Annotated in this window: 19 protein-coding genes; 15 read left to right on the top strand and 4 right to left on the bottom strand. The window is 71.8% G+C overall.

What is annotated here, in order from left to right; genetic code table 11:
- Window positions 1-81 precede the first annotated feature (81 nt).
- The 10 genes from AC29IT_RS14720 to AC29IT_RS14675 all read left to right on the top strand — a co-directional run bounded on the left by AC29IT_RS14720 (window position 82) and on the right by AC29IT_RS14675 (window position 6,726).
- A complete protein-coding gene (locus AC29IT_RS14720; protein ID WP_488219032.1) occupies window positions 82-2,718 on the top strand; it encodes a valine--tRNA ligase in 2,637 nt (878 codons plus the stop codon).
- A 21-nt stretch (window positions 2,719-2,739) separates the two neighbouring features.
- Window positions 2,740-2,958: a hypothetical protein gene (locus tag AC29IT_RS14715; RefSeq protein ID WP_488219031.1), complete on the top strand. Its 219-nt coding sequence runs from the start codon at window positions 2,740-2,742 to the stop codon at window positions 2,956-2,958.
- Window positions 2,955-3,161 (top strand): DUF397 domain-containing protein, encoded by a 207-nt coding sequence (locus AC29IT_RS14710; RefSeq protein WP_488219030.1) that lies wholly within the window; start codon window positions 2,955-2,957, stop codon window positions 3,159-3,161. The genes AC29IT_RS14715 and AC29IT_RS14710 overlap by 4 nt, the downstream gene beginning before the upstream one ends.
- A gap of 124 nt (window positions 3,162-3,285) precedes the next feature.
- Window positions 3,286-3,480 carry a DUF397 domain-containing protein gene (locus AC29IT_RS14705; protein WP_358434537.1) on the top strand — a complete coding sequence of 65 codons (195 nt, stop codon included), beginning with the start codon at window positions 3,286-3,288 and terminating at the stop codon, window positions 3,478-3,480.
- Between the two features lie 120 nt (window positions 3,481-3,600).
- Window positions 3,601-3,795 (top strand): DUF397 domain-containing protein, encoded by a 195-nt coding sequence (locus tag AC29IT_RS14700; protein ID WP_488219029.1) that lies wholly within the window; start codon window positions 3,601-3,603, stop codon window positions 3,793-3,795.
- Between the two features lie 155 nt (window positions 3,796-3,950).
- Window positions 3,951-5,318, top strand: coding sequence for a bifunctional tetrahydrofolate synthase/dihydrofolate synthase (gene folC, locus AC29IT_RS14695; protein ID WP_488219028.1), 1,368 nt, complete (start codon window positions 3,951-3,953; stop codon window positions 5,316-5,318).
- Window positions 5,315-5,752, top strand: a complete 438-nt coding sequence (locus AC29IT_RS14690) for a DUF4233 domain-containing protein (RefSeq protein WP_358434532.1) — start codon at window positions 5,315-5,317, stop codon at window positions 5,750-5,752. Before folC ends, AC29IT_RS14690 begins: the two co-directional genes overlap by 4 nt.
- 56 nt (window positions 5,753-5,808) lie before the next feature.
- Window positions 5,809-6,057: a ribbon-helix-helix protein, CopG family gene (locus AC29IT_RS14685; RefSeq protein WP_358434529.1), complete on the top strand. Its 249-nt coding sequence runs from the start codon at window positions 5,809-5,811 to the stop codon at window positions 6,055-6,057.
- Window positions 6,054-6,482, top strand: a complete 429-nt coding sequence (locus AC29IT_RS14680; protein WP_488219027.1) for a TA system VapC family ribonuclease toxin — start codon at window positions 6,054-6,056, stop codon at window positions 6,480-6,482. Before AC29IT_RS14685 ends, AC29IT_RS14680 begins: the two co-directional genes overlap by 4 nt.
- An 85-nt stretch (window positions 6,483-6,567) precedes the next feature.
- Window positions 6,568-6,726, top strand: a complete 159-nt coding sequence (locus tag AC29IT_RS14675; RefSeq protein WP_224959660.1) for a hypothetical protein — start codon at window positions 6,568-6,570, stop codon at window positions 6,724-6,726.
- A 30-nt stretch (window positions 6,727-6,756) separates the two neighbouring features.
- Here the strand turns inward: AC29IT_RS14675 and AC29IT_RS14670 are convergent, their stop codons facing one another.
- Complete coding sequence (locus tag AC29IT_RS14670) at window positions 6,757-7,857, bottom strand: zinc-binding dehydrogenase (protein ID WP_358434521.1); 1,101 nt, start codon at window positions 7,855-7,857, stop codon at window positions 6,757-6,759.
- A 301-nt stretch (window positions 7,858-8,158) separates the two neighbouring features.
- Here AC29IT_RS14670 and ndk point away from each other — a divergent pair, with 301 nt between their 5' ends.
- Window positions 8,159-8,569: a nucleoside-diphosphate kinase gene (gene ndk, locus AC29IT_RS14665; RefSeq protein ID WP_224959664.1), complete on the top strand. Its 411-nt coding sequence runs from the start codon at window positions 8,159-8,161 to the stop codon at window positions 8,567-8,569.
- A gap of 360 nt (window positions 8,570-8,929) precedes the next feature.
- Window positions 8,930-10,891, top strand: coding sequence for a TIGR03960 family B12-binding radical SAM protein (locus AC29IT_RS14660; protein WP_358434517.1), 1,962 nt, complete (start codon window positions 8,930-8,932; stop codon window positions 10,889-10,891).
- Between the two features lie 88 nt (window positions 10,892-10,979).
- Here AC29IT_RS14660 and AC29IT_RS14655 read toward each other — a convergent pair whose 3' ends face one another.
- The gene (locus AC29IT_RS14655; protein WP_488219026.1) at window positions 10,980-11,876 is read right to left on the bottom strand and encodes an AraC family transcriptional regulator; all 897 of its coding nucleotides are present in this window, start codon (window positions 11,874-11,876) and stop codon (window positions 10,980-10,982) included.
- On the opposite strand from AC29IT_RS14655, the gene AC29IT_RS14650 reads away from it, so the two are divergent.
- Window positions 11,832-13,103 carry an aldo/keto reductase gene (locus AC29IT_RS14650; RefSeq protein ID WP_488219025.1) on the top strand — a complete coding sequence of 424 codons (1,272 nt, stop codon included), beginning with the start codon at window positions 11,832-11,834 and terminating at the stop codon, window positions 13,101-13,103. The two genes, AC29IT_RS14655 and AC29IT_RS14650, sit on opposite strands and share 45 nt — an antisense overlap.
- A gap of 82 nt (window positions 13,104-13,185) precedes the next feature.
- Here the strand turns inward: AC29IT_RS14650 and AC29IT_RS14645 are convergent, their stop codons facing one another.
- On the bottom strand, window positions 13,186-14,556 hold the full coding sequence (locus AC29IT_RS14645) for a S8 family peptidase (RefSeq protein WP_488219024.1): 1,371 nt from the start codon (window positions 14,554-14,556) through the stop codon (window positions 13,186-13,188).
- Window positions 14,557-14,787: 231 nt separating this feature from the next.
- Between AC29IT_RS14645 and AC29IT_RS14640 the strand changes: the two genes are divergently transcribed.
- Both AC29IT_RS14640 and AC29IT_RS14635 read left to right on the top strand, forming a co-directional pair.
- Window positions 14,788-15,621, top strand: a complete 834-nt coding sequence (locus AC29IT_RS14640) for a TIGR03936 family radical SAM-associated protein (RefSeq protein WP_488219023.1) — start codon at window positions 14,788-14,790, stop codon at window positions 15,619-15,621.
- A gap of 172 nt (window positions 15,622-15,793) precedes the next feature.
- Window positions 15,794-19,054 carry a translation initiation factor IF-2 N-terminal domain-containing protein gene (locus AC29IT_RS14635; protein ID WP_488219022.1) on the top strand — a complete coding sequence of 1,087 codons (3,261 nt, stop codon included), beginning with the start codon at window positions 15,794-15,796 and terminating at the stop codon, window positions 19,052-19,054.
- Window positions 19,055-19,133: 79 nt separating this feature from the next.
- On the opposite strand, the gene AC29IT_RS14630 is transcribed toward AC29IT_RS14635, so the two are convergent.
- Window positions 19,134-19,853 (bottom strand): ASCH domain-containing protein, encoded by a 720-nt coding sequence (locus tag AC29IT_RS14630; RefSeq protein WP_488219021.1) that lies wholly within the window; start codon window positions 19,851-19,853, stop codon window positions 19,134-19,136.
- Between the last annotated feature and the right edge of the window lie 37 nt (window positions 19,854-19,890).

Genomic DNA, 19,890 nt, shown 5'->3' with positions numbered 1-19,890 from the left:
CGTGATGTGGTTCACACACCTGGCTCAACGCGGGAGGTGAGGCCCGGTGAGGCCGCCGCGGGCGGTTCGTAGAATCGGCGTGTGACACAGACCAGCGCACCCGCACAGCCCCGTGAACTTCCGTCGAGCTGGAACCCGGCCGACGTCGAGGCCGAGCTGTACCAGCGCTGGGTAGCCGCCGAGTACTTCACCGCCGACGCGCACAGCGACAAGCCGCCGTTCTCGATCGTGATCCCGCCGCCGAACGTCACCGGCAGCCTGCACATCGGCCACGCTTTCGAGCACACCTTGATGGACGTGCTCACCCGACGTCGCCGGATGCAGGGCTACGAGGCGTTGTGGCTGCCCGGCATGGACCACGCCAGCATCGCCGTCCAGGCCCTGGTGGAGCGGCAGCTCCGCGAGGAGGGCGTCGACCACCGCGAGCTCGGCCGGGAGAAGTTCCTGGAGCGGGTGTGGGAGTGGAAGGAGCAGCACGGCGGCTCGATCCTGTCCCAGATGCGCCGCCTCGGGGACAGCGTCGACTGGAGCCGTGAGCGCTTCACGATGGACTCGGGGCTGTCCCGCGCGGTGCAGACCATCTTCAAGAAGCTGTTCGACGACGGCCTGATCTACCGGGCGGAGCGCCTGGTGAACTGGTCGCCGACGATGCGCTCGGCGATCTCCGACATCGAGGTGGAGCACCGCGAGGTCGAGGGCGAGCTCGTCTCGATGCGCTACGGCTCCGGGGACGCGGAGATCGTGGTGGCCACCACCCGGGTGGAGACGATGCTCGGCGACACCGCGATCGCGGTGCACCCGGACGACGAGCGCTACCGGCACGTCGTCGGCACCGAGGTGGAGCTGCCGCTGACGGGCCGCAGCATCCCGGTCGTCGCCGACGAGCACGTCGACCCCGAGTTCGGCACCGGCGCGGTGAAGGTGACCCCCGCGCACGACCCGAACGACTTCGAGATCGGGCAGCGGCACGACCTGCCGATGCTCACGATCATGGACGAGCAGGGCCGCATCGCCCGCACCGGCACCGAGTTCGACGGCATGGACCGCTTCGAGGCCCGCGTCGCCGTCCGCGAGGCGCTGCGCGCCGAGGGCCGCATCGTCGCGGAGAAGCGCCCCTACCTGCACAGCGTCGGGCACAGCTCCCGGTCGAAGGAGCCGATCGAGCCGCGGCTGTCGCTGCAGTGGTTCGTCAAGGTCGGCCCGCTCGCGCAGGCCGCCGGGGACGCGGTGCGCGACGGCCGGGTCGCGGTGCACCCGCCGGAGATGGCGAAGCGCTACTTCGACTGGGTCGACAACCTGCACGACTGGGCCATCTCGCGGCAGCTGTGGTGGGGCCACCGGATCCCGATCTGGTACGGCCCGAACGGCGAGGTCGTGTGCGTCGGCCCGGACGAGGAGCCGCCGTCCGGCGAGGGCTGGTACCAGGACGAGGACGTGCTCGACACCTGGTTCTCCTCGGGCCTGTGGCCGTTCTCCACGATGGGCTGGCCGGACGAGACGCCGGACCTGGCGAAGTTCTACCCGACCAGCGTGCTGGTCACCGGCTACGACATCCTCTTCTTCTGGGTCGCCCGGATGATGATGTTCGGCCTGTACGCGATGGACGGCGTGCCGCCGTTCGACGTGATCGCGCTGCACGGCATGGTCCGCGACGCGCACGGCAAGAAGATGTCGAAGTCCGCGGGCAACACGGTCGACCCGCTGGAGTGGATGGACACCTACGGCACCGACGCGCTGCGGTTCACCTTGGCGCGCGGCGCGAACCCGGGCGCGGACGCGCCGATCAGCGAGGAGTGGGTCGCCGGCTCGCGCAGCTTCTGCACGAAGCTGTTCAACGCCACCAAGTTCGCGCTGATGAACGGTGCGCGGGTGCCGTCCGAGCTGCCGGCTCGCGCGGAGCTGACCGACGCGGACCGCTGGATCCTGGACCGCACCGACCAGCTGACGTCCGATGTGGACGAACTGCTGGAGGACTTCCAGTTCGCCAAGTCCACCGAGGCGCTCTACCACTTCACCTGGGACGAGTTCTGCGACTGGTACCTGGAGCTGTCGAAGGTCCAGATCGACGCGGGCGGTGACCGCGCGGAACGCACCCGCGAGGTGCTGGGGCACGTGCTGGACGTGCTGCTGCGGCTGCTGCACCCGACGATCCCGTTCGTCACCGAGACGCTGTGGACCACGCTCACCGGCCGCGAGTCCGTGGTCATCGCCGACTGGCCGAAGGCGGCGGGCACGTCCGCCGACGAGGACGCGGCGCGGCGGGTGGAGGCCACCCAGAAGCTCATCACCGAGATCCGCCGGTTCCGCTCGGACCAGGGCTTGAAGCCCGGCCAGCGGGTCGCGGCGCGGTTGAGCGGCCTGGACGCGCTCGGGTTGGTGGAGCACCTGCCCGCGGTGCGGTCGCTGGCGAAGCTGAACGAACCCGGCGAGGACTTCACCTCCTCGGCGTCGCTGGAGATCGGCCTGGTCGGCGGCAACGTCGAGGTGGAGCTGGACCTCTCCGGCGCGGTGGACGTGGCCGCCGAGCGCAAGCGGCTGGAGAAGGACCTCGCCGCGGCCCGCAAGGAGCTGGAGGGCACCGAGAAGAAGCTCGGCAACCCGTCCTTCACCGACAAGGCTCCCGCCGAGGTCGTCGAGAAGATCAAGGTCCGCCGCGAGACGGCGCAGACCGACATCGCCCGCATCGAGTCCCGCCTGGCGGCGCTGCCGACGGCGTGACCGCTCCGGTCCACACCTGAGGTGAACGGCCCGTTCGACCAGCCGCACTGGTCGGGCGGGCCGTTCGCCTTCCCGGGCTCAGCGCTCGGCGGCCGGGGCGGCGAGCTCCGCCAGCGCCCGCGTGCCCGCCGCCACGACGTGGTGTTGCGACGTGCCTTCGACACGCTCACCGGGCTTGCGGCATCCGGCGATGACGCGCTCAAGTTGATCCATCGCACGGAGCAGGAGATGAGCCGATGACGAATTCAGCGAACACCGGGTGGTTCAAGAGCAGGCGCAGCGCGGCGGCCAGCGACAACTGCGTCGAGGTGCGGTTCTGCTCGGGCGAGGTGGGCGTCCGCGACACGAAGGAGCGGTCGGGACCGGCGTTCGCGTTCTCGCCGGGTGCGTGGGGCGCGTTCGTGTCCGGCGCGAAGGCGGGCCGCTTCGACCTCCCGGCCTGACGTCTTGAGTTGGCCGAGGTGAGTGGCCCATTCGCCTCGTGAGGCTGGGCTGATGGGCCATTCACCTGGCGGGGCCGGGTTGTAAGACTGGAATGTGGTGGATCGGCTGGGGTCGGGAGGCGTGATGGACACCGGGTGGTTCAAGAGCAGCCGGAGTTCCGGCGGGAGCGACAACTGCGTCGAGGTGCGGATCTCGTCCGGCGAGGTCGGTCTCCGCGACTCCAAGGAGCGGTCGGGTCCGGCGTTCGCGTTCTCCTCGTCGGTATGGGGGGCGTTCATGGCGCAGGCGAAGGTGGGGCGCTTCGACTTCCTGTCCTGACGACCGGCGCCGCCGAGGTGAGTGGCCCATTCGCCTCGTGCGGCTGGGCTGATGGGCCATTCACCTGGCGGGCCGGTGAGGCTGGGGGAGTGGTGGGGCGGATGAGTTCGAGGAGGCGTGATGGACACGGGATGGTTCAAGAGCTCTCGGAGTTCTGGGGCCAGCGACAACTGCGTAGAGGTGCGGATCTGCTCCGGCGAGGTCGGTGTCCGTGACTCCAAGGAGCGTTCGGGTCCGGCGTTCGCGTTCTCGGCGGGGGCGTGGGGTGCCTTCGTCGCGGGCGCGAAGGCGGGCCGCTTCGACCTCCCGGCGTGACACCCCGAGATCGCCGAGGTGAGTGGCCCATTCGCCTCGTGCGGGTGGGCTGATGGGCCGTTCACCTGGGGCGGTTGGGGCGCGGGGTCGGGGTCGGGACTTACCGACGTAGACTTGAGCTGGACGTTTGTCGTCGGGGTAGGGGAGTGTGCCAGTTGTCCGGCACCGAATCCGGTGCGCTGCACGAGCTGCGCGTGGTGGAGGCCGAGCTCAACGAGCGCTGGCCGGAAACGAAGATCGAGCCGTCGCTGGACCGCATCCGGGCGCTCACCGACCTGCTGGCCGAGCCGCAGCGCAGCTACCAGGTGGTGCACATCGGCGGGACCAACGGGAAGTCCTCGGTCTCCCGGATGGTGGACTCGCTGCTGACCCGCATCGGCTTGCGCACGGGCCGCTACACCAGCCCGCACCTGCAGCTGGCCACCGAGCGCATCAGCATCGACAACAAGCCGATCACCCCGGAGGCCTACGTCGAGGCCTACCGCGACATCGCGCCGTACGTGTCCATCGTGGACTCGCACCACGACGTGAAGATGTCGAAGTTCGAGGTGCTGACCGGGATGGCGTTCGCCGCCTTCGCCGACGCGCCCGTCGAGGCCGCGGTGCTGGAAGTCGGGCTCGGCGGTGGCTGGGACGCCACCAACGTCGCCGACGCGCACATCGCGGTGCTCTGCCCGATCGCGCTGGACCACGCCGACTACCTCGGCACCGACCTCGCGGGCATCGCCCGGGAGAAGTCCGGGATCATCAAGCCGGACTCGATCGTGGTGCTCGCCGCGCAGACCGCCGAGGTGCAGACCCCCATCCTGGAGCGGGTCGCCGAGGTCGGCGCCACCGTCGCCCGCGAGGGCAACGAGTTCGGCGTGCTGTCCCGGACCGTGGCCGTCGGCGGCCAGATGCTGAAGCTGCAGGGCCTCGGCGGCACCTACGACGAGATCTTCCTGCCGCTGCACGGCGAGCACCAGGCGCGCAACGCCGCCCTCGCGCTCGCCGCCGTCGAAGCGTTCTTCGGCGCCGGGGCCGAGCAGAAGCTCGACCCGGAAGCGGTGCAGGAGGCGTTCGCCGGGGTCATCACGCCCGGCCGCCTGGAGCGGGTCCGCGCCGCACCGGCCGTGCTCGTCGACGCCGCGCACAACCCGCACGGCGCCCGCGCCCTCGCCGACGCGCTCAGCTCCGAGTTCTCCTTCCGCCGCCTCGTCGCCGTGATCGGCGTGCTGTCCGACAAGGACGTGCGCGGGCTGCTGCGGGAACTCGAACCCGTCGTGGAAGAGGTCGTGCTCACCAAGAACTCCTCGCCGCGGGCGATGGACCCCGACGAGCTCGCCGCCCTGGCCAAGGACATCTTCGGCGCGGAACGCATCGTCGTGGAGCCCCGCCTGGACGACGCCGTGGAGACCGCCATCCAGATGGCGGAGGAGACCACCGGCGATTCCGACACCGTCTCCGGTGGCGGCGTGGTGATCACCGGGTCCGTGGTGACCGCCGGTGAGGGGCGCGCCCTGTTCGGCAAGGAGCCGTGGTGACCGAGATCGGATCGTTCCTGTCCCTGCCCACCGCGCCGGACGGCGTGCGCGACCCGTGGAAGGGCCTGCGCGGCGTCATGGCGGGCACGCTGGTGATGGAGTTCCTCACCTTCGGGCTCGCGCTGCCCGTCGTGTGGCAGTTCGGCGGCGGCGTCACCGGCGTCGGGTTCTCCGCCGTCGCGGTGCTCACCGTGCTCATGCTCTTCGCCGGGTTCACCCAGCGGAAGCCGTGGGGGCTGCCGTTCGCGCTGGTGCTGCAGGTGGCGATGGTCGCCTGCTACCTGGTGCACCCGGCCGTCGGGATCATGGGCCTGCTGTTCGCGGCCGTGTGGGGCTACATGCTGTACCTGCGGCACGACGTGGCGAAGCGGATGCGCGAAGGCCGCCTGTACGACCAGCTCGGCCACCCCGAGGGCTACCCGCCGGAGCAGTGATCACCGCCTGGTCGGGTAATGGTGCATCATGATGCGGGTTGCGTATTCTCGCGTGCATGAGAACGACCATCACGATCGATGACGCCCTGCTCGATCAGCTCAAGATCAGGGCGGCTCAGGAGAACACGACGGTCAGCGCGCTCATCGAGGACGATGTCCGGCTAGGGGAACTGCGACGCGCTCAGCAAGCCGCGCCCGAACGCGGACGTTTCCGGCTGCGCACTTACGACCTGGGAAAACCCAGCACGGGCGTCGACATCAACGACAACGCGGCCGTGCTCGACGCCATGGAACGCCGAGCGTGATCGCCTGCGATGTCAACATTCTGATCAACGCGCACAACGTGTCCGCGCCGAAGCACGAGGAGTACGCGTCGTGGTTGGAGGACGCGCTCAACGGATCCACCCCGGTGGGCATCCCCTCGATCGTCTTCAGCGGGTACCTGCGCATCATCACGAACACCCGGTTGTTCCCTCGACGTTTCACGGCGGAGGAAGCGCTGGAGGAGATCGCGGCCATCCGGACGGCCCCGGCGTTCGTCTCGCTCGATCCGGGGCCGCGGCATTGGGAGATCTTCACCGAGTTGTGCCGCAAAGCCGAGGTGTCGGGCAACCACGTCCCCGACGCCTACCTCGCCGCCATCGCGATCGAGCACGGCGCGGAGTGGATCACGGCCGATCGGGGCTTCGCGCGCTACCCGGGCCTGCGCTGGCGCCATCCGCTGGACTAGGAGCCGTTCGGGAACGCGGGGCCGTTCGGCGACGGCACCTGATCGTGGCCTCGACGCCCGTGTTGATCATCGGTATCCATGGCACATGGAGATCAACAAGGATCGTGCGCAGGACCGGCAGCCGCCGCTGCGCACCCGCAGCTTCCCGTTCCCGCCCGGCGAACTCGCCGAACCCCGGCCCGGCATCGTCGTCAACGACGACGCCGCGCTGGTGGAATGCCTGGACACCGACCGGCGGCGCTGAGCGCCCGGGGTGTTCGGCGCGCCCGGGTGCTCAGGCGATGTCGATGACCGCGCGGCCGCGGATCTCGCGCCGGTTCAGCGCGTCGTAGGCGTCCTGCACCTCGTCGAAGGCGAACCGGCGGCTCACGGTGTCCTGCGGCCGCAGCTGGCCGCGCGCCACCATGTCCAGCAGCACCGGCATGTCCCGCTGCGGTTTCGCGCCGTAGGAGCCCTTGATCTGCAGCTTCCGCCGCGCGATGGTCGCCAGGTCGAACTCGCCGACGCTGCCCTTCGGGGCGATGCCGACCACCACGACCTGACCGCCCTCCACCACGGAGTCGCGGGCCACGCCGAACGTCGCCGGACTGCCCAGCGCCTCGAAGGCCACGTCCACGCCGCGACCGCCGGTGAGCTCCCGGATCGCCGCCGGCGCGTCCACCTCCGCCGAGTTCACCACGTGCGTCGCGCCCAGCGCGCTCGCCGCGTCCAGCTTGTCCTCGGAGATGTCCACCGCCACGATCGTCGACGCCCCGAACAGCGCGGCCAGCTGGATCAGCGAACTGCCCACCCCGCCCGCGGCGACCACCGCCACCGCATCGCCGACCCGCACGTCCGCGGCGTGCCGCAGCGCCCCGTAGGCGGTCATCGTCGAGCATCCCACCGAGGCCACGTCGGCCAGCTCCACCTCGTCCGGCACCTGGTACACCGAGGTCACCGGCGTCACCGAACGCTCCGCCAGCCCGCCCATCGAGTACATCCACACCGGCTCGCCGCCGGGCCGGAACAGCCGGGTCTGGCCGTCGTAGAGCAGGCCCTTCGCCCGGTTGTGCGCGAAGAACTCCAGGCAGATCTCCGAGTTCCCGCGCGTGCACTGCGCGCACCGGCCGCACGGCATGATGAAGCTGGTGACCACCCGGTCGCCCACCCGCACCCCGGTCACGCCCGGCCCGACCTCGGAGACGACGCCGGCGACCTCGTGGCCGAGCACGGCGGGCACCGGGAACGGCAGCTCGCCCTTGAGCACGTGCAGGTCCGAGTGGCAGGCACCGCAGGAGAGCACGTCGATCGCGACCTCCCCGGCCTTCGGGTGCGGGTCGGCGATCTCCTCGATGGTCATCGGCTCGTTCACGGCGGTGTGCACGGCTGCTCGCATCCGGACCTCCTCGTCGGACCGGCCGGTCGGTACGGCCGGGGGCGAATCTAGCCCGCGATCTCCGGCGGCACCAGGGGCCGGAGATTCAGCCGCTCGTCGCCCGCAGGTCGCCGGGCCGACGCCGGATCCGGGTACACCAGCGGGCGGACCGCGGCCGCGGGCCACCCCGCGGCCGATGATCACCGCGGCCGAGGTCAGCGGGTCCCCGGTCGCCCCGGGGGAGGGCATGTCACCTGCGCCGATACCCTTTTCCGCAACACGGGCGCGGAGAATCCGCGCCGTCCACCCGAAGGAGAGCAACGTGAGCGAGCGCACCCTGGTCCTGGTCAAGCCCGACGGGGTCGAGCGCGGCCTGGTCGGTGAGGTCATCGGCCGGATCGAGCGCAAGGGCCTCAAGCTGGTCGCGCTGGAACTGCGCCAGGTCGACGAGGACCTCGCCAAGCAGCACTACGCCGAGCACGACGGCAAGCCGTTCTTCGGCTCGCTGCTGGAGTTCATCACCTCCGGCCAGGTGCTGGCCGCCGTCGTCGAGGGCCCCCGCGCCATCTCGGCGTTCCGCCAGCTCGCCGGTGGCACCGACCCGGTCGAGAAGGCCGCCCCGGGCAGCATCCGCGGCGACTTCGGCCTGGAGGTGCAGTACAACCTGGTGCACGGCTCCGACTCGCCGGAGTCCGCCGAGCGCGAGATCAAGCTCTGGTTCCCCAGCCTCTGAGCGTCGACGGTCGCTGAGCACTGACGGTCGCTGAATGCAGGCGACCGCTGAATGCAGGCGACCGCTGAGGACAGCCGGCCTCCGGGCACTGATGGCCGCTGGGCGCCGACGGCCGCTGGACTCGGACGGGCCCGGGACTCGGACGGCCCGGGACTCGGACGGCCGCTGGGCTCGGACGAGACCGGGGCTCGGACGGGCCCTGAGCTCGTACGGGCTCCGAACCCGGACGGTCCCGGCGCGGTCCGACCGCGCGGCGCGACCGCCGCCGGGACGGACCGCGGCGCGGCCCCGGCACCGCTGATCGGGGCCGCGCCCACCACCCCCGGACCTGCTGCGACCCCGGCCACTACCCTGGCCGGTGTGAGTGTGGAGTCCGTGTTCGACCGCTTGGAGCCGCTGCTGCCCCGCGTCTCCAAACCCGTGCAGTACGTGGGCGGGGAGCTCAACGCGACCGTCAAGGAGTGGGACGCCACCACCGTGCGGTGGGCGTTGATGTATCCCGACGCTTACGAGGTCGGGCTGCCCAACCAGGGCGTCATGATCCTCTACGAGATCCTCAACGAGCTCTCCGACGTGCTCGCCGAGCGCACCTACTCGGTGTGGCCGGACCTCGAGGAACTCATGCGGGAGCACGGCATCCCGCAGTTCACCGTGGACGGGCACCGCCCGGTCGGCGCCTTCGACGTGCTCGGCGTCAGCTTCGCCACCGAACTCGGCTACACCAACCTGCTCAGCGCACTGGACCTCGCGGGCATCCCGCTGCACGCCGTCGACCGCACCGAGGAGCACCCGGTGGTGCTCGCCGGCGGGCACGCCGCGTTCAACCCGGAACCGGTCGCCGACTTCCTCGACGCCGCCGTGCTCGGGGACGGCGAGGAATCGGTCCTGGAGATCACCGCCGCCATCCGGCGCTGGAAGGACGAGGGCCGCCCCGGCGGGCGCGACGAACTGCTGCTGCGCCTCGCCGAGAGCGGTGGCGTGTACGTGCCGAAGTTCTACGACGTGCGCTACGCCGCGGACGGCACCATCGCCGAGGTCGTGCCGAACCACGAGCGCGTCCCGTACCGGGTGTTCAAGCGCACCACCATGGAGCTCGACGAGTGGCCGTACCCGAAGCAGCCGCTGGTGCCGCTCGCCGAGAGCGTGCACGAGCGGATGAGCGTGGAGATCTTCCGCGGCTGCACCCGCGGCTGCCGGTTCTGCCAAGCCGGGATGATCACCCGGCCGGTGCGGGAGCGCTCGCCCGAGGGCATCGGCGAGATGGTGCAGAAGGGCCTCGAAGCGACCGGGTTCGAGGAGGTCGGGCTGCTGTCGCTGAGCTCCGCCGACCACTCCGAGATCGCCGAGGTCACCAAGGGCCTCGCCGACCGCTACGAAGGCTCCAACACCAGCCTGTCGCTGCCGTCGACCCGCGTCGACGCGTTCAACGTGGACCTCGCCAACGAGCTGTCCCGCAACGGCCGCCGCTCCGGGCTCACCTTCGCCCCCGAAGGCGGCAGCGAACGCATCCGCCGCGTCATCAACAAGATGGTGTCCGAAGAGGACCTCATCCGGACCGTGTCCGCCGCGTTCGCCAACGGCTGGCGGCAGGTGAAGCTGTACTTCATGTGCGGCCTGCCCACCGAGGAGGACGAGGACGTCCTGCAGATCGCCGAGATGGCCAAGGAGGTCATCCGGGCCGGTCGGCAGGTCTCCGGGCGCAAGGACATCCGCTGCACCATCTCCATCGGCGGGTTCGTGCCCAAACCGCACACCCCGTTCCAGTGGGCCGCGCAGTGCGACCCGGAGACCGTGGACGAGCGGCTGCGCAAGCTGCGCCACGCCGTCAACTCGGATCGCTCCCTCGGGCGCAACATCGGAATGCGCTACCACGACGGCAAGCCGTCGCTGGTCGAAGGACTGCTGTCCCGCGGTGACCGCAGGCTCGGCGCCGTCATCGAGCGGGTGTGGCGCGAGGGCGGCCGGTTCGACGGGTGGAACGAGCACTTCTCGTACCAGCGCTGGGTGGACTGCGCTGCCGAGGAGCTCGCGCGGTTCGACGTCGACGTCGCCTGGTACACCACCCGGGAACGCGCGGAGCACGAGATCCTGCCGTGGGACCACCTGGACTCCGGGCTGGACAAGGAGTGGCTCTGGGCCGACTGGCAGGACGCCCTCGACGCGCGGGAGCAGGACGACTGCCGGTGGACGCCGTGCTTCGACTGCGGGGTGTGCCCGACGATGGGCACCGACATCGAGATCGGGCCGTCCGGGCGCGTGCTGCTGCCGATCAGCCCGGTCGGCAAGGGCTCCCCGGTCAGCAATCCGGCGTTCACCGAGTGAGCGCCAGCCCGGCCGGCCTCGGTCGGCCGGGCTGGGACCGGCCGCGAACCGGGCCGGTGGAGCTCGCCGCGCCTGCCGGGCGGCGGTCCTAGCCGTCGCGCCGCGCCGCGTTGCGGAACTGCCGCGGCGAGGTCCCCACCACGCGCCGGAACGCCGTGCTGAAGGCGCTCTCCGAGCGGTAGCCCGCGGCGGCCGCCAACTCCGAGAGGGTGCGGTCGCCGGTGCGCAGTGCGTCGCGGGCCAGCCGCATGCGCCACTCGATCAGATAACCCAGCGGGGCCGTGCCGACCTTCTCCTTGAACGTGCCCGCGAACGTGGACCGCGACATCCGGCTGATCTCGGCGAGCTCGTCCAGGGTCCACCGCCGCCCGACGTCGGCGTGCATCGCCCGCAAGGCCGCGCCGATCCCGTCGTCGGCGAGGGCGGCGAGCCAACCGCCGGGTCGTTCGACGTCGTCGGCGTGCGCCCGCAGCATGTGGACGAAGATCATCTTCGCGATGTGCTCCAGCATGAGGGAACGTCCGACGCCGCTCGACTCGATCTCCGCGACCAGCAGGGAGGCGAGGTGCATGAACAACGGTCCCCTGGGGTCCTGCGCGCGGACGAGCACCATCGGCGGGAGCACGTCGAGCAGCAGTGCCGCGTCGTCGGCGGCGAACGTGAAATCGACGCCGCACGTGTAGGTGTCCTCATCGGTGGCGGCTCCGATGCGGAACCCGCGGCCCACCGCGTTGGGCGGCAACGTCGCAGCCGCCCTGGGCGCCGCGTCCAGCGAGCTGCCCAGCACGTACGGCGGCGGGTTGCCGAGCAGGTAGAAGTCCCCCTCGCGCAACAGCACCGGTTCTAGACCGTCCAGGCTCAGCCGGCATTCGCCGTCGACGACGACGCCGAGCTTCACGTGCGGGAAGGGGTCGTACCGCACCGCCCACCGGCCGGCGGCGTGCAGCGGTGCGGGCACGACGGCCCGCGGGTGGAGCAGCTCCATGACGTCCACGAGCGGATCACGGGTCCCCAGCTCCTGACCGCCGGACGATGCGTAAAGAAGTTCGGACGCCACGTTATGGACCGTATCAGCGCCTGGCGGCAGGGTGATCTGAGCGGGAATGCGCTCGGGGTGATCCGAACGCGTTCCCCGGTGCGGACATCGAGCCAGGGAGTGGTCGGAACCATGCGTTATCGATTTCTGGGGCGGTCGGGACTGCGCGTCTCGGCGTTGGCGCTCGGAACGGGGAATTTCGGCGGCGGATGGGGGCACGGCGCGACGGTCGCGGCGGCTCGCGACATGTACGACCGGTATCGCGCGGCCGGCGGGAACTTCATCGACACCGCCACGAACTACCAATTCGGCGACGCCGAGGAATACCTGTCGGACATGATCGCCACCGATCGCGAAGACGTCGTCCTGGCGACGAAGTACTCCATGGGCACGACGATCGACAGCGGCCTCCAGATGACCGGGAACGGCCGGAAGTCGATGGTGCAGTCGCTCGAGGCCAGTCTTCGGCGGCTGAAGACGGACCGCGTCGACCTGCTGTGGGCGCACGCGTCGGACGGCGCGACGCCGATCGAGGAGATCATGCGGGCCTTCGACGATCTGGTGCGCTCGGGAAAAGTCCTGCACGTGGGGTTGTGCAGCTTCCCGGCGTGGCGGGCCGCGGCGGGAGCGACGATCGCCGCGCTGCGCGGATGGTCGCCGCTGGTCGCGATCCAGGTCGAATACAGCCTCGTCGAACGGGCGGCGGAACGTGACCTGCTGCCGATGGCGGACGCTTTCGGAATGGGCGTCCTGGGCTATTCGCCGCTCGGCGGCGGCGTGCTGACCGGGAAGTACCGCCGCGGCGAGAGCGGCCGCGCGCAGAGCTCGATCAGCAGGTTCCTGCACCGCGAATCCGACGGGAACAAGGCGGAGGTCCTCGACGTGGTGGAGGCCGTCGCCGAGGAATCCGCCACGACTCCGGAGGAAGTGGCGATCGGGTGGTCGATGGCGAAGGGCGTCATCCCGATCATCGGCCCGCGGACGGCGGATCAGCTCCGCACGAACCTCGCCGCGGCGGAGCTCCGGTTGAACCCGGAGCAGGTCGCCCGATTGGACGCCGTCAGCGCGTTCCCGCTGGGCTATCCGCAGGAGCTGCTGGCGGATCCGGGATCGATCAACGCCATCACGGGCGGCAACGCGGACCTGCTCGACGTCCCCCGGCACGGCGTCCGGTAGCGGACGGCGGCGCGCCCCGGAGACCCGTCGGCCCGGGGCGCCGCGTCACCGGACGGGGCCGCGCCGTGCTCCGGACCGGCGTTCACCCCGCCACCGCGGCCTGCGCGTCCACCAGGCCGTGGCCGTAGAAGCCGTTGTAGGTGGCGTAGCCGCGGCACAGCGCGTCCTGCAGCCCGTCGCCGTCCAGGTCGTAGTCCGAGGGGCAGGGCAGCGGCCGCGCCGTCTCCAGCAGCGTGCGGCGCAGCTCCGCGGCGCTCGCACCCGGATCGCGGGCCGCCAGCAGCGCCGCCACACCGGCCACGTGCGGTGCGGCCATCGAGGTGCCGCAGGTCGAGCGGTAGTCGCCGCCCGGCACCGTGGAGCGCACGCACTGCTCGTCGCGCTGCTCCCCGCCCGGCGCGGCCAGGTCCACCGCGCCCAGCCCGTACGAGCTGTACCCGGACTTGACCTCGTCGGGGCCGACCGCCGCCACCGAAACCACGTCGTCGAGCCCGGCGGGCACGGCCTCGCACACCGGTTCGCGCTCCGGCGGCACCGCGGTCAGGTCGGTCCGCTCGTTGCCGACGGCGGCGACGGTGAGCACGTCCCGCTCGGTCGCGTAGCGGACCGCCCGGCGCACCGCCTCCTGCGGCACCGGGGACCCGGCGCGGGAGCAGCCCAGCTGCGCGGACTCCACCAGGAAGCTGCTGTTCACCACGTCCACGCCGTGCTCGGCGGCCCACACGAACCCGCACACCGCGGCCTCCGGGTGCACGTACCCGTCCCCGTTGACCACCCGGATCGAGGCCAGCCGGGCCTCGGGGGCGACCCCGGTGACCTCGGCGCCGTCGTCGGCGGCGGCGATGATGCCCGCCACGTGGGTGCCGTGCGCGTCGCCTTCCGGCGCGGCGTCCAGCTCGGGGTCCTCCGGGGTGAGGCAGTTCGCCGAGCGGGACACGTCCACCGCCGCGGCCAGTTCCGGGTGCGCCGCGTCGATGCCCGAGTCGAGGACTCCGACGACGGCGCCCGCGCCGCGGGTGGTGGCGTGCGCTTCCCGGGCGTGGACGGCGCGGAGGTTCCACTGCTCGGCGCTGGAGGGCCCGGTGCCGGAGTCCTGCTGGGCGCCGCCCGCGTCGTCGTCGCCCGCTTCGGCGCGGTCGGCGAGGACCTGCCGCTCGGCGCTGTAGGCGCGGTCCCGCCCCATCCGCGCGGTGAAGTCCGGTTCGGCCGAGTCCACCACGCCCACCCCGATCTCCGGGTAGTACGCGGCCGTCGAGCCGCAGTCGGCCGCCGTCTCGGCCGCCGCCGCGGTGCGGGACAGGCCGGGCTCGAACAGCACCACGTAGCGCAGCTCGGGCCCGTCCGCGGTGCAGGACCGGGCCGGTTCCGCGTCGGCTGCGGGGCCGGTGCCGACCAGCAGACCCAGCAACGACAGGCTGGTCGCGGCGACGCCGGCCGACCGGGCGAGGGGCACGTCGAACCTCCCACGTGACCGGGCGATCGCCCGCTGGCGGCCGCCGGGACACGCGCGACGGTAGCCAGCTCGCACCGGGCGGTACAAGGGCCGGACGAACATACCGCGCGGTCCTCGACCACCTGCGCGGAACCAGGCGGTACCGTCGGGGCACGGCCCGGTGGCTCCGCTCCCGGACCGTCGCTGATCGCCACCGGCCGCCTCGTGCGGCCGCACCCGGGAGGAGCCCTGGTGAGTCGCCGCGACCACCCCAACCCGTCCGCGGCGCCGGTGCAGAAGCTGCGCCTGCGCTACGCCAAACGAGGACGCCTGCGGTTCAGCTCGCACCGCGACCTCGCCAGGGTGTTCGAGCGGGCGGTGCGCCGCGCGGGGGTACCGATGGCGTACTCGCAGGGCTTCAGTCCGCACCCCAAGATCTCCTGGGCCGGTGCGGTGCCGACCGGCGTGGCCAGCGAAGCCGAGTACGTCGAGCTCCAGCTGGTGCAGGAGGTGGACCCGGAACTGCTGCGCTCGGAGCTGAACCGGGTGCTGCCACCTGGGATGGAGCTGGTCGAGGCCGTGGTCGCCGGGCCGGGAGCGCTGGCCGAACGCCTCACCGCGAGCCGCTGGGCGATCGAGCTGCCGGACATCGGCGTCGAACCGCTGCGGGCCGCCGTCGCCGCACTGCTCGCCGCCGAGTCGGTCGAAGTGGAACGGATGACCAAGGACGGGCGCCGGACTTTGGACGCCCGAGCGGCGCTCGTGTCGGCGGAAGTCCTGGACAGTGCAGATCCAACTGCGGTGCGTGACCAAGATTTCGCTTCCGTCGCCCAAGTGGACGATTGGCCGAAGGGTCGTGCACCGTATGGGATACTCGTAACGGTCGTGCGGCAGACAACACCCGTCGTTCGACCCGACGATGTGCTGAACGCTCTGCGCGTCGTCGCCGATCTGGACCCGTCCGCGGCCGCTCGAGCGACCCGGTGGGAACAAGGTCGGCTCGACGACGAGGGAGGGCTCGCCGACCCGTTCGCCCAGGACAGGGCGACGGCCGTGGCCCATCGGGAGACAATCCCGGCCGGGTGACGTGCCAAGGCGCGGACACCGTCGGACCCACCGTGGGACTTCCCGGTTCACCCAGATCCGGGACGGAGGGGACCAGCAGAATTGCCGTCGCCCACGGGCGACGGAAGACCGCAGAACGCACATGCTCCTGTGCGGCCGCGTCCACGGACGCGCCCGGGGGCGGAGGAGTTGAATGTCGAACACGGAAACGCCCGCTGGGAACGCCAGCGGGCCATCGCCCACATCCACCCGGGAAGGCGGCTCGGACACGTTCGAGCTGCCCGCCAAGCTGCGCGTGCACGCGCTGGCGAAGCTGCTGGGCGCCAGCAGTCGGGAGGTCATCACCTCCCTCGATTCGCTCGGTGAAGCCGTGCGCAGCGCGCAATCCAACATCACGCGCGAGGTCGCGCTCCGGGTGGTCCAGCAACTGCGCCCCGAACAGATCGTCGACGAGGCCGCCGCCGAGCGGCAGCCGGCCGAGGACGCCCGGGGGACGGCCGCGGCCGAGCGGCCCGCCGAGCAGGACGCGGCGCCCGAGCAGGCTGCCGAGACCACCCCGCTGAACCCGGTGTTCGCGGCCCCGCAGGCGATGTTCCTCGCCCCGGAGCCCGTCGCGGCCCGCCCCGCGCCCGCCGCGCCGAAGCCGGAACCGGCAGCCGAGACCGGCGACGACCAGGACGATCAGGACGACCAGGACTACTCGGGCGACGGCGACCACTCCGCCGACGGCGAGGACTCCGCCGACGGCGACGACGAGAACGGCGGCCGCCGCCGTCGCCGCCGCGGCCGTCGCGGCCGGGGCCGGGGCAAGGGCGGCGAGGGCGAGCAGTCCGACGCCGCCGACGAGCAGCCCGAGGAAGAGGCCGACAAGCCCGCCAAGCAGGACAAGGGCGGCAAGGGGCGCAAGGACTCCCGCAAGGACGGCGGCCGCAAGGACGACGCGCGCGAGGACTCCGGCGACACCACCGCCGAGGACGAGAAGGACGGCAAGTCCGCCGACGCGCCCGCCGACGGCGGTGGCGAGGATTCCAGCCGCCGTCGCCGCCGTCGCCGCCGCCGCAAGGGCTCCGGGGACGACGACGGGCCGTCGCGGGACGACGATCCGCCGAACACCGTCGTGCACGTCCGCGAGGAGCGGCAGCAGGACCACGGTCGCCAGGAGAGCAGCGACGACGAGGTCCGCGCGATCAAGGGCTCCACGCGGCTGGAGGCCAAGCGCCAGCGCCGCCGCGACGGCCGCGAGGCAGGCCGCCGCCGCGCCCCGGTGCTGTCCGAGTCCGAGTTCCTCGCCCGCCGCGAAGCGGTGGACCGCAGCATGGTGGTGCGCGAGAACGGCGACCAGACCCAGATCGCGGTGCTCGAGGACAACGTCCTCGTCGAGAACTTCGTCACCGCCTCCGGCTCCGGTTCGCTGGTCGGCAACGTGTACCTGGGCCGCGTGCAGAACGTGCTGCCCAGCATGGAGGCCGCGTTCGTCGACATCGGCCGCGGCCGCAACGCCGTGCTCTACGCCGGTGAGGTCGATTGGGACGCCGCCGGGCTCGCCGGGAAGGCGCGCCGCATCGAGCAGGCCCTGTCCACCGGCGACAGCGTCCTGGTGCAGGTCACCAAGGACCCCGTCGGCCACAAGGGCGCGCGGCTGACCACCCAGATCAGCCTGCCCGGCCGGTTCCTGGTGTACGTGCCGGGCGGCGGTGCCACCGGCATCAGCCGGAAGCTGCCGGACAACGAGCGCAAGCGGCTCAAGGAGATCCTCAAGCGGATCGTCCCGGACAACGCCGGAGTCATCATCCGGACCGCCTCCGAGGGCACCAGCGAAGAGGCCCTGGACCGCGACGTGCGCCGCCTGCAGGCCCAGTGGGAGGTCATCAAGGAGAAGGCCGACACCCCGAAGGCCCAGGCGCCGCAGCTGCTCTACGAAGAGCCCGACCTGCTGATCAAGGTCGTGCGGGACCTGTTCACCGAGGACTTCTCGTCGCTGGTCGTCCAGGGCGGCGACGCCTGGGACACCATCGAGGCCTACGTGCAGCACGTGGCGCCTGACCTGATGAGCCGGCTCACCAAGCACACCGGCAAGGGCGACGTCTTCACGGATCAGCGGATCACCGAGCAGATCGCGAAGGCGCTGGACCGCAAGGTCTGGCTGCCCTCCGGCGGCTACCTGGTGATCGACCGCACCGAGGCGATGACCGTCATCGACGTCAACACCGGCAAGTTCACCGGCTCGGGCGGCAACCTCGAGGAGACGGTCACCAGGAACAACCTGGAGGCGGCCGAGGAGATCGTGCGCCAGCTGCGGCTGCGCGACATCGGCGGCATCATCGTGATCGACTTCATCGACATGGTGCTGGAGTCCAACCGGGACCTGGTGCTGCGCAGGCTCACCGAGTGCCTCGGGCGCGACCGCACCCGGCACCAGGTGGCCGAGGTGACCTCGCTCGGACTGGTGCAGATGACCCGCAAGCGGGTCGGCACCGGTCTGCTGGAGGCCTACAGCAGCACCTGCGAGCACTGCCGCGGGCGGGGCCTGATGGTCTCGACGGACCCGGTGGTGCACCAGCACGGCGGTGGCTCCGGCAACGGCGGCGGTGGCGGCAACGGCGGCGGCTCGCGCCGGAACCGCAACAAGGGCAAGCACGACGGTTCCGGGGACTCGGACGGCGCGCAGCACGCCGAGCGGAACGGGACCGTGCAGGAGCAGTCGTCCAAGGACGGCAAGCAGGAGTCCGGCAAGGATTCCGGCGGCAAGCAGGACTCCGGCAAGCACGAGCAGGCGAAGGGCTCCGGCAAGCACGAGTCGGGCAGGCACGAGTCGGGCAAGGACTCGGGCAAGCAGGACGGCGGCAAGCACGACTCGGGCAAGCACGACTCCGGGAAGCGCGAGCAGGGCAAGCCGGAGTTCGCCGAGCACGGCGCCGAGCAGAACGGCGCCAAGGCGGACGGCGGCAGGCAGGACGCTGGCAGGCAGGACTCGGGCACGCCGGATCAGGCCAAGCAGGACCGGGCCGAGCAGGACTCGGGCAAGCAGGACTCCGCCAAGCAGGAGTCGGGCAAGCAGGAGTCGGGCAAGCCGAACGAGGCCAAGCCCGCGCAGCAGGAGCAGACCCGGCCCGCCGCTCCGGCCGAGCAGCCCGTGAAGCAGCCGGAGACCCCGGCCGCCCAGCAGTCCAGCCCGGACACCGGCGAGACCAACGGCCGCTCCCGGCGGCGCAAGGTCAGCCGTCCGGCGGGCAGCGCGGGAACTCCGGCCGAGCCGGTGGTCCTCGCGGTCGAGAAGCCCGCCGAGCCCGCCACCAACGGGGTTCCGGAGGTGCCGGCGCCCGCCACGGCCTCGGTCACCCGCAGGCCGCGGCGCCGGGCGGCGTCCCGGGCCGCGGGCGCGCCGGTGAACTCCCCGGAGGCCGTCCCCGGTGATGCCGCGGACGCCACCGCCGGAGCGAACTCCGAGAGCTGAGCAGCACCGCCGCGGGCGGGGCCGGGAACTTCCCGGCCCCGCCCGCGGTCGTCTCACCCCTGTCCGAGCCCTGGCGCCGTCACCAGCGCGGCGCGAACCGCACCACGTCGACCTCGGCCGTCCCGGTCAACCCGGGGTAGTGCGCGGCCAGCGCCGCGCGCAGCTCGGCCAGGCCGGCGAACCCGTCCAGCACCGCGTCCTCGTCGGTGAGCGCGTCCGCGGCCTTGCGCGATGCTCCGGTGATCTCGGCGGGCAGCGTCGTCGCCGACCCGTCCGCGTGCTCGAACACCAGCCGCACCGGTCCGGTCCGCACCGGGTCGTGCACCCGCACGGTGCTGCGCTTGGAGCCGTCGCGGACCGCGTCCAGGTAGCCGTCCCACAGGTGCAGCGCCGGTGGCGGCCCGTCCGGCGCGTAGTCCCGGTAGTCGTAGGGCAGCGGCAGCAGGTCGGCGATCGGCACCGCTTCGAGGCCGTTCTTGCCGTGGACGATCGCCCGCGAGCCCGGGAAGTAGTCGTAGAGCTGCTGCCTGCACCGGCCGCAGGGCGGGATGACCTGCCTGCCCCGGGCCAGCACCGCCACCATCGTCGTCAGCGGTGCGGACCCGGAGGCGGCGGCCTGGCCGATCACGACGGGTTCCGCGCAGGGACCGCCGGTGAAGTGCGAGACGTTCATCCCGGTGAAGACCTCGCCCCGCTCGTCGTAGGCGGCGGCCGACACCTGGTGGTCGTCGTTGAGCGTGGCGCGATCGAGCACTGCGGTGGCCCGCCGCACCAGTTCGAGGTCCGCATCGGTGAGCATGGGGCCCGATGCTAGGCGGCGGCGTGCCGCCTCGTCT

The sequence above is a fragment of the Saccharopolyspora sp. MMCC62 genome (assembly GCF_057736575.1).
The sequence above is the reverse complement of the archived record's forward strand: the minus strand, read 5'-3'. Positions and strand labels throughout refer to the sequence as shown.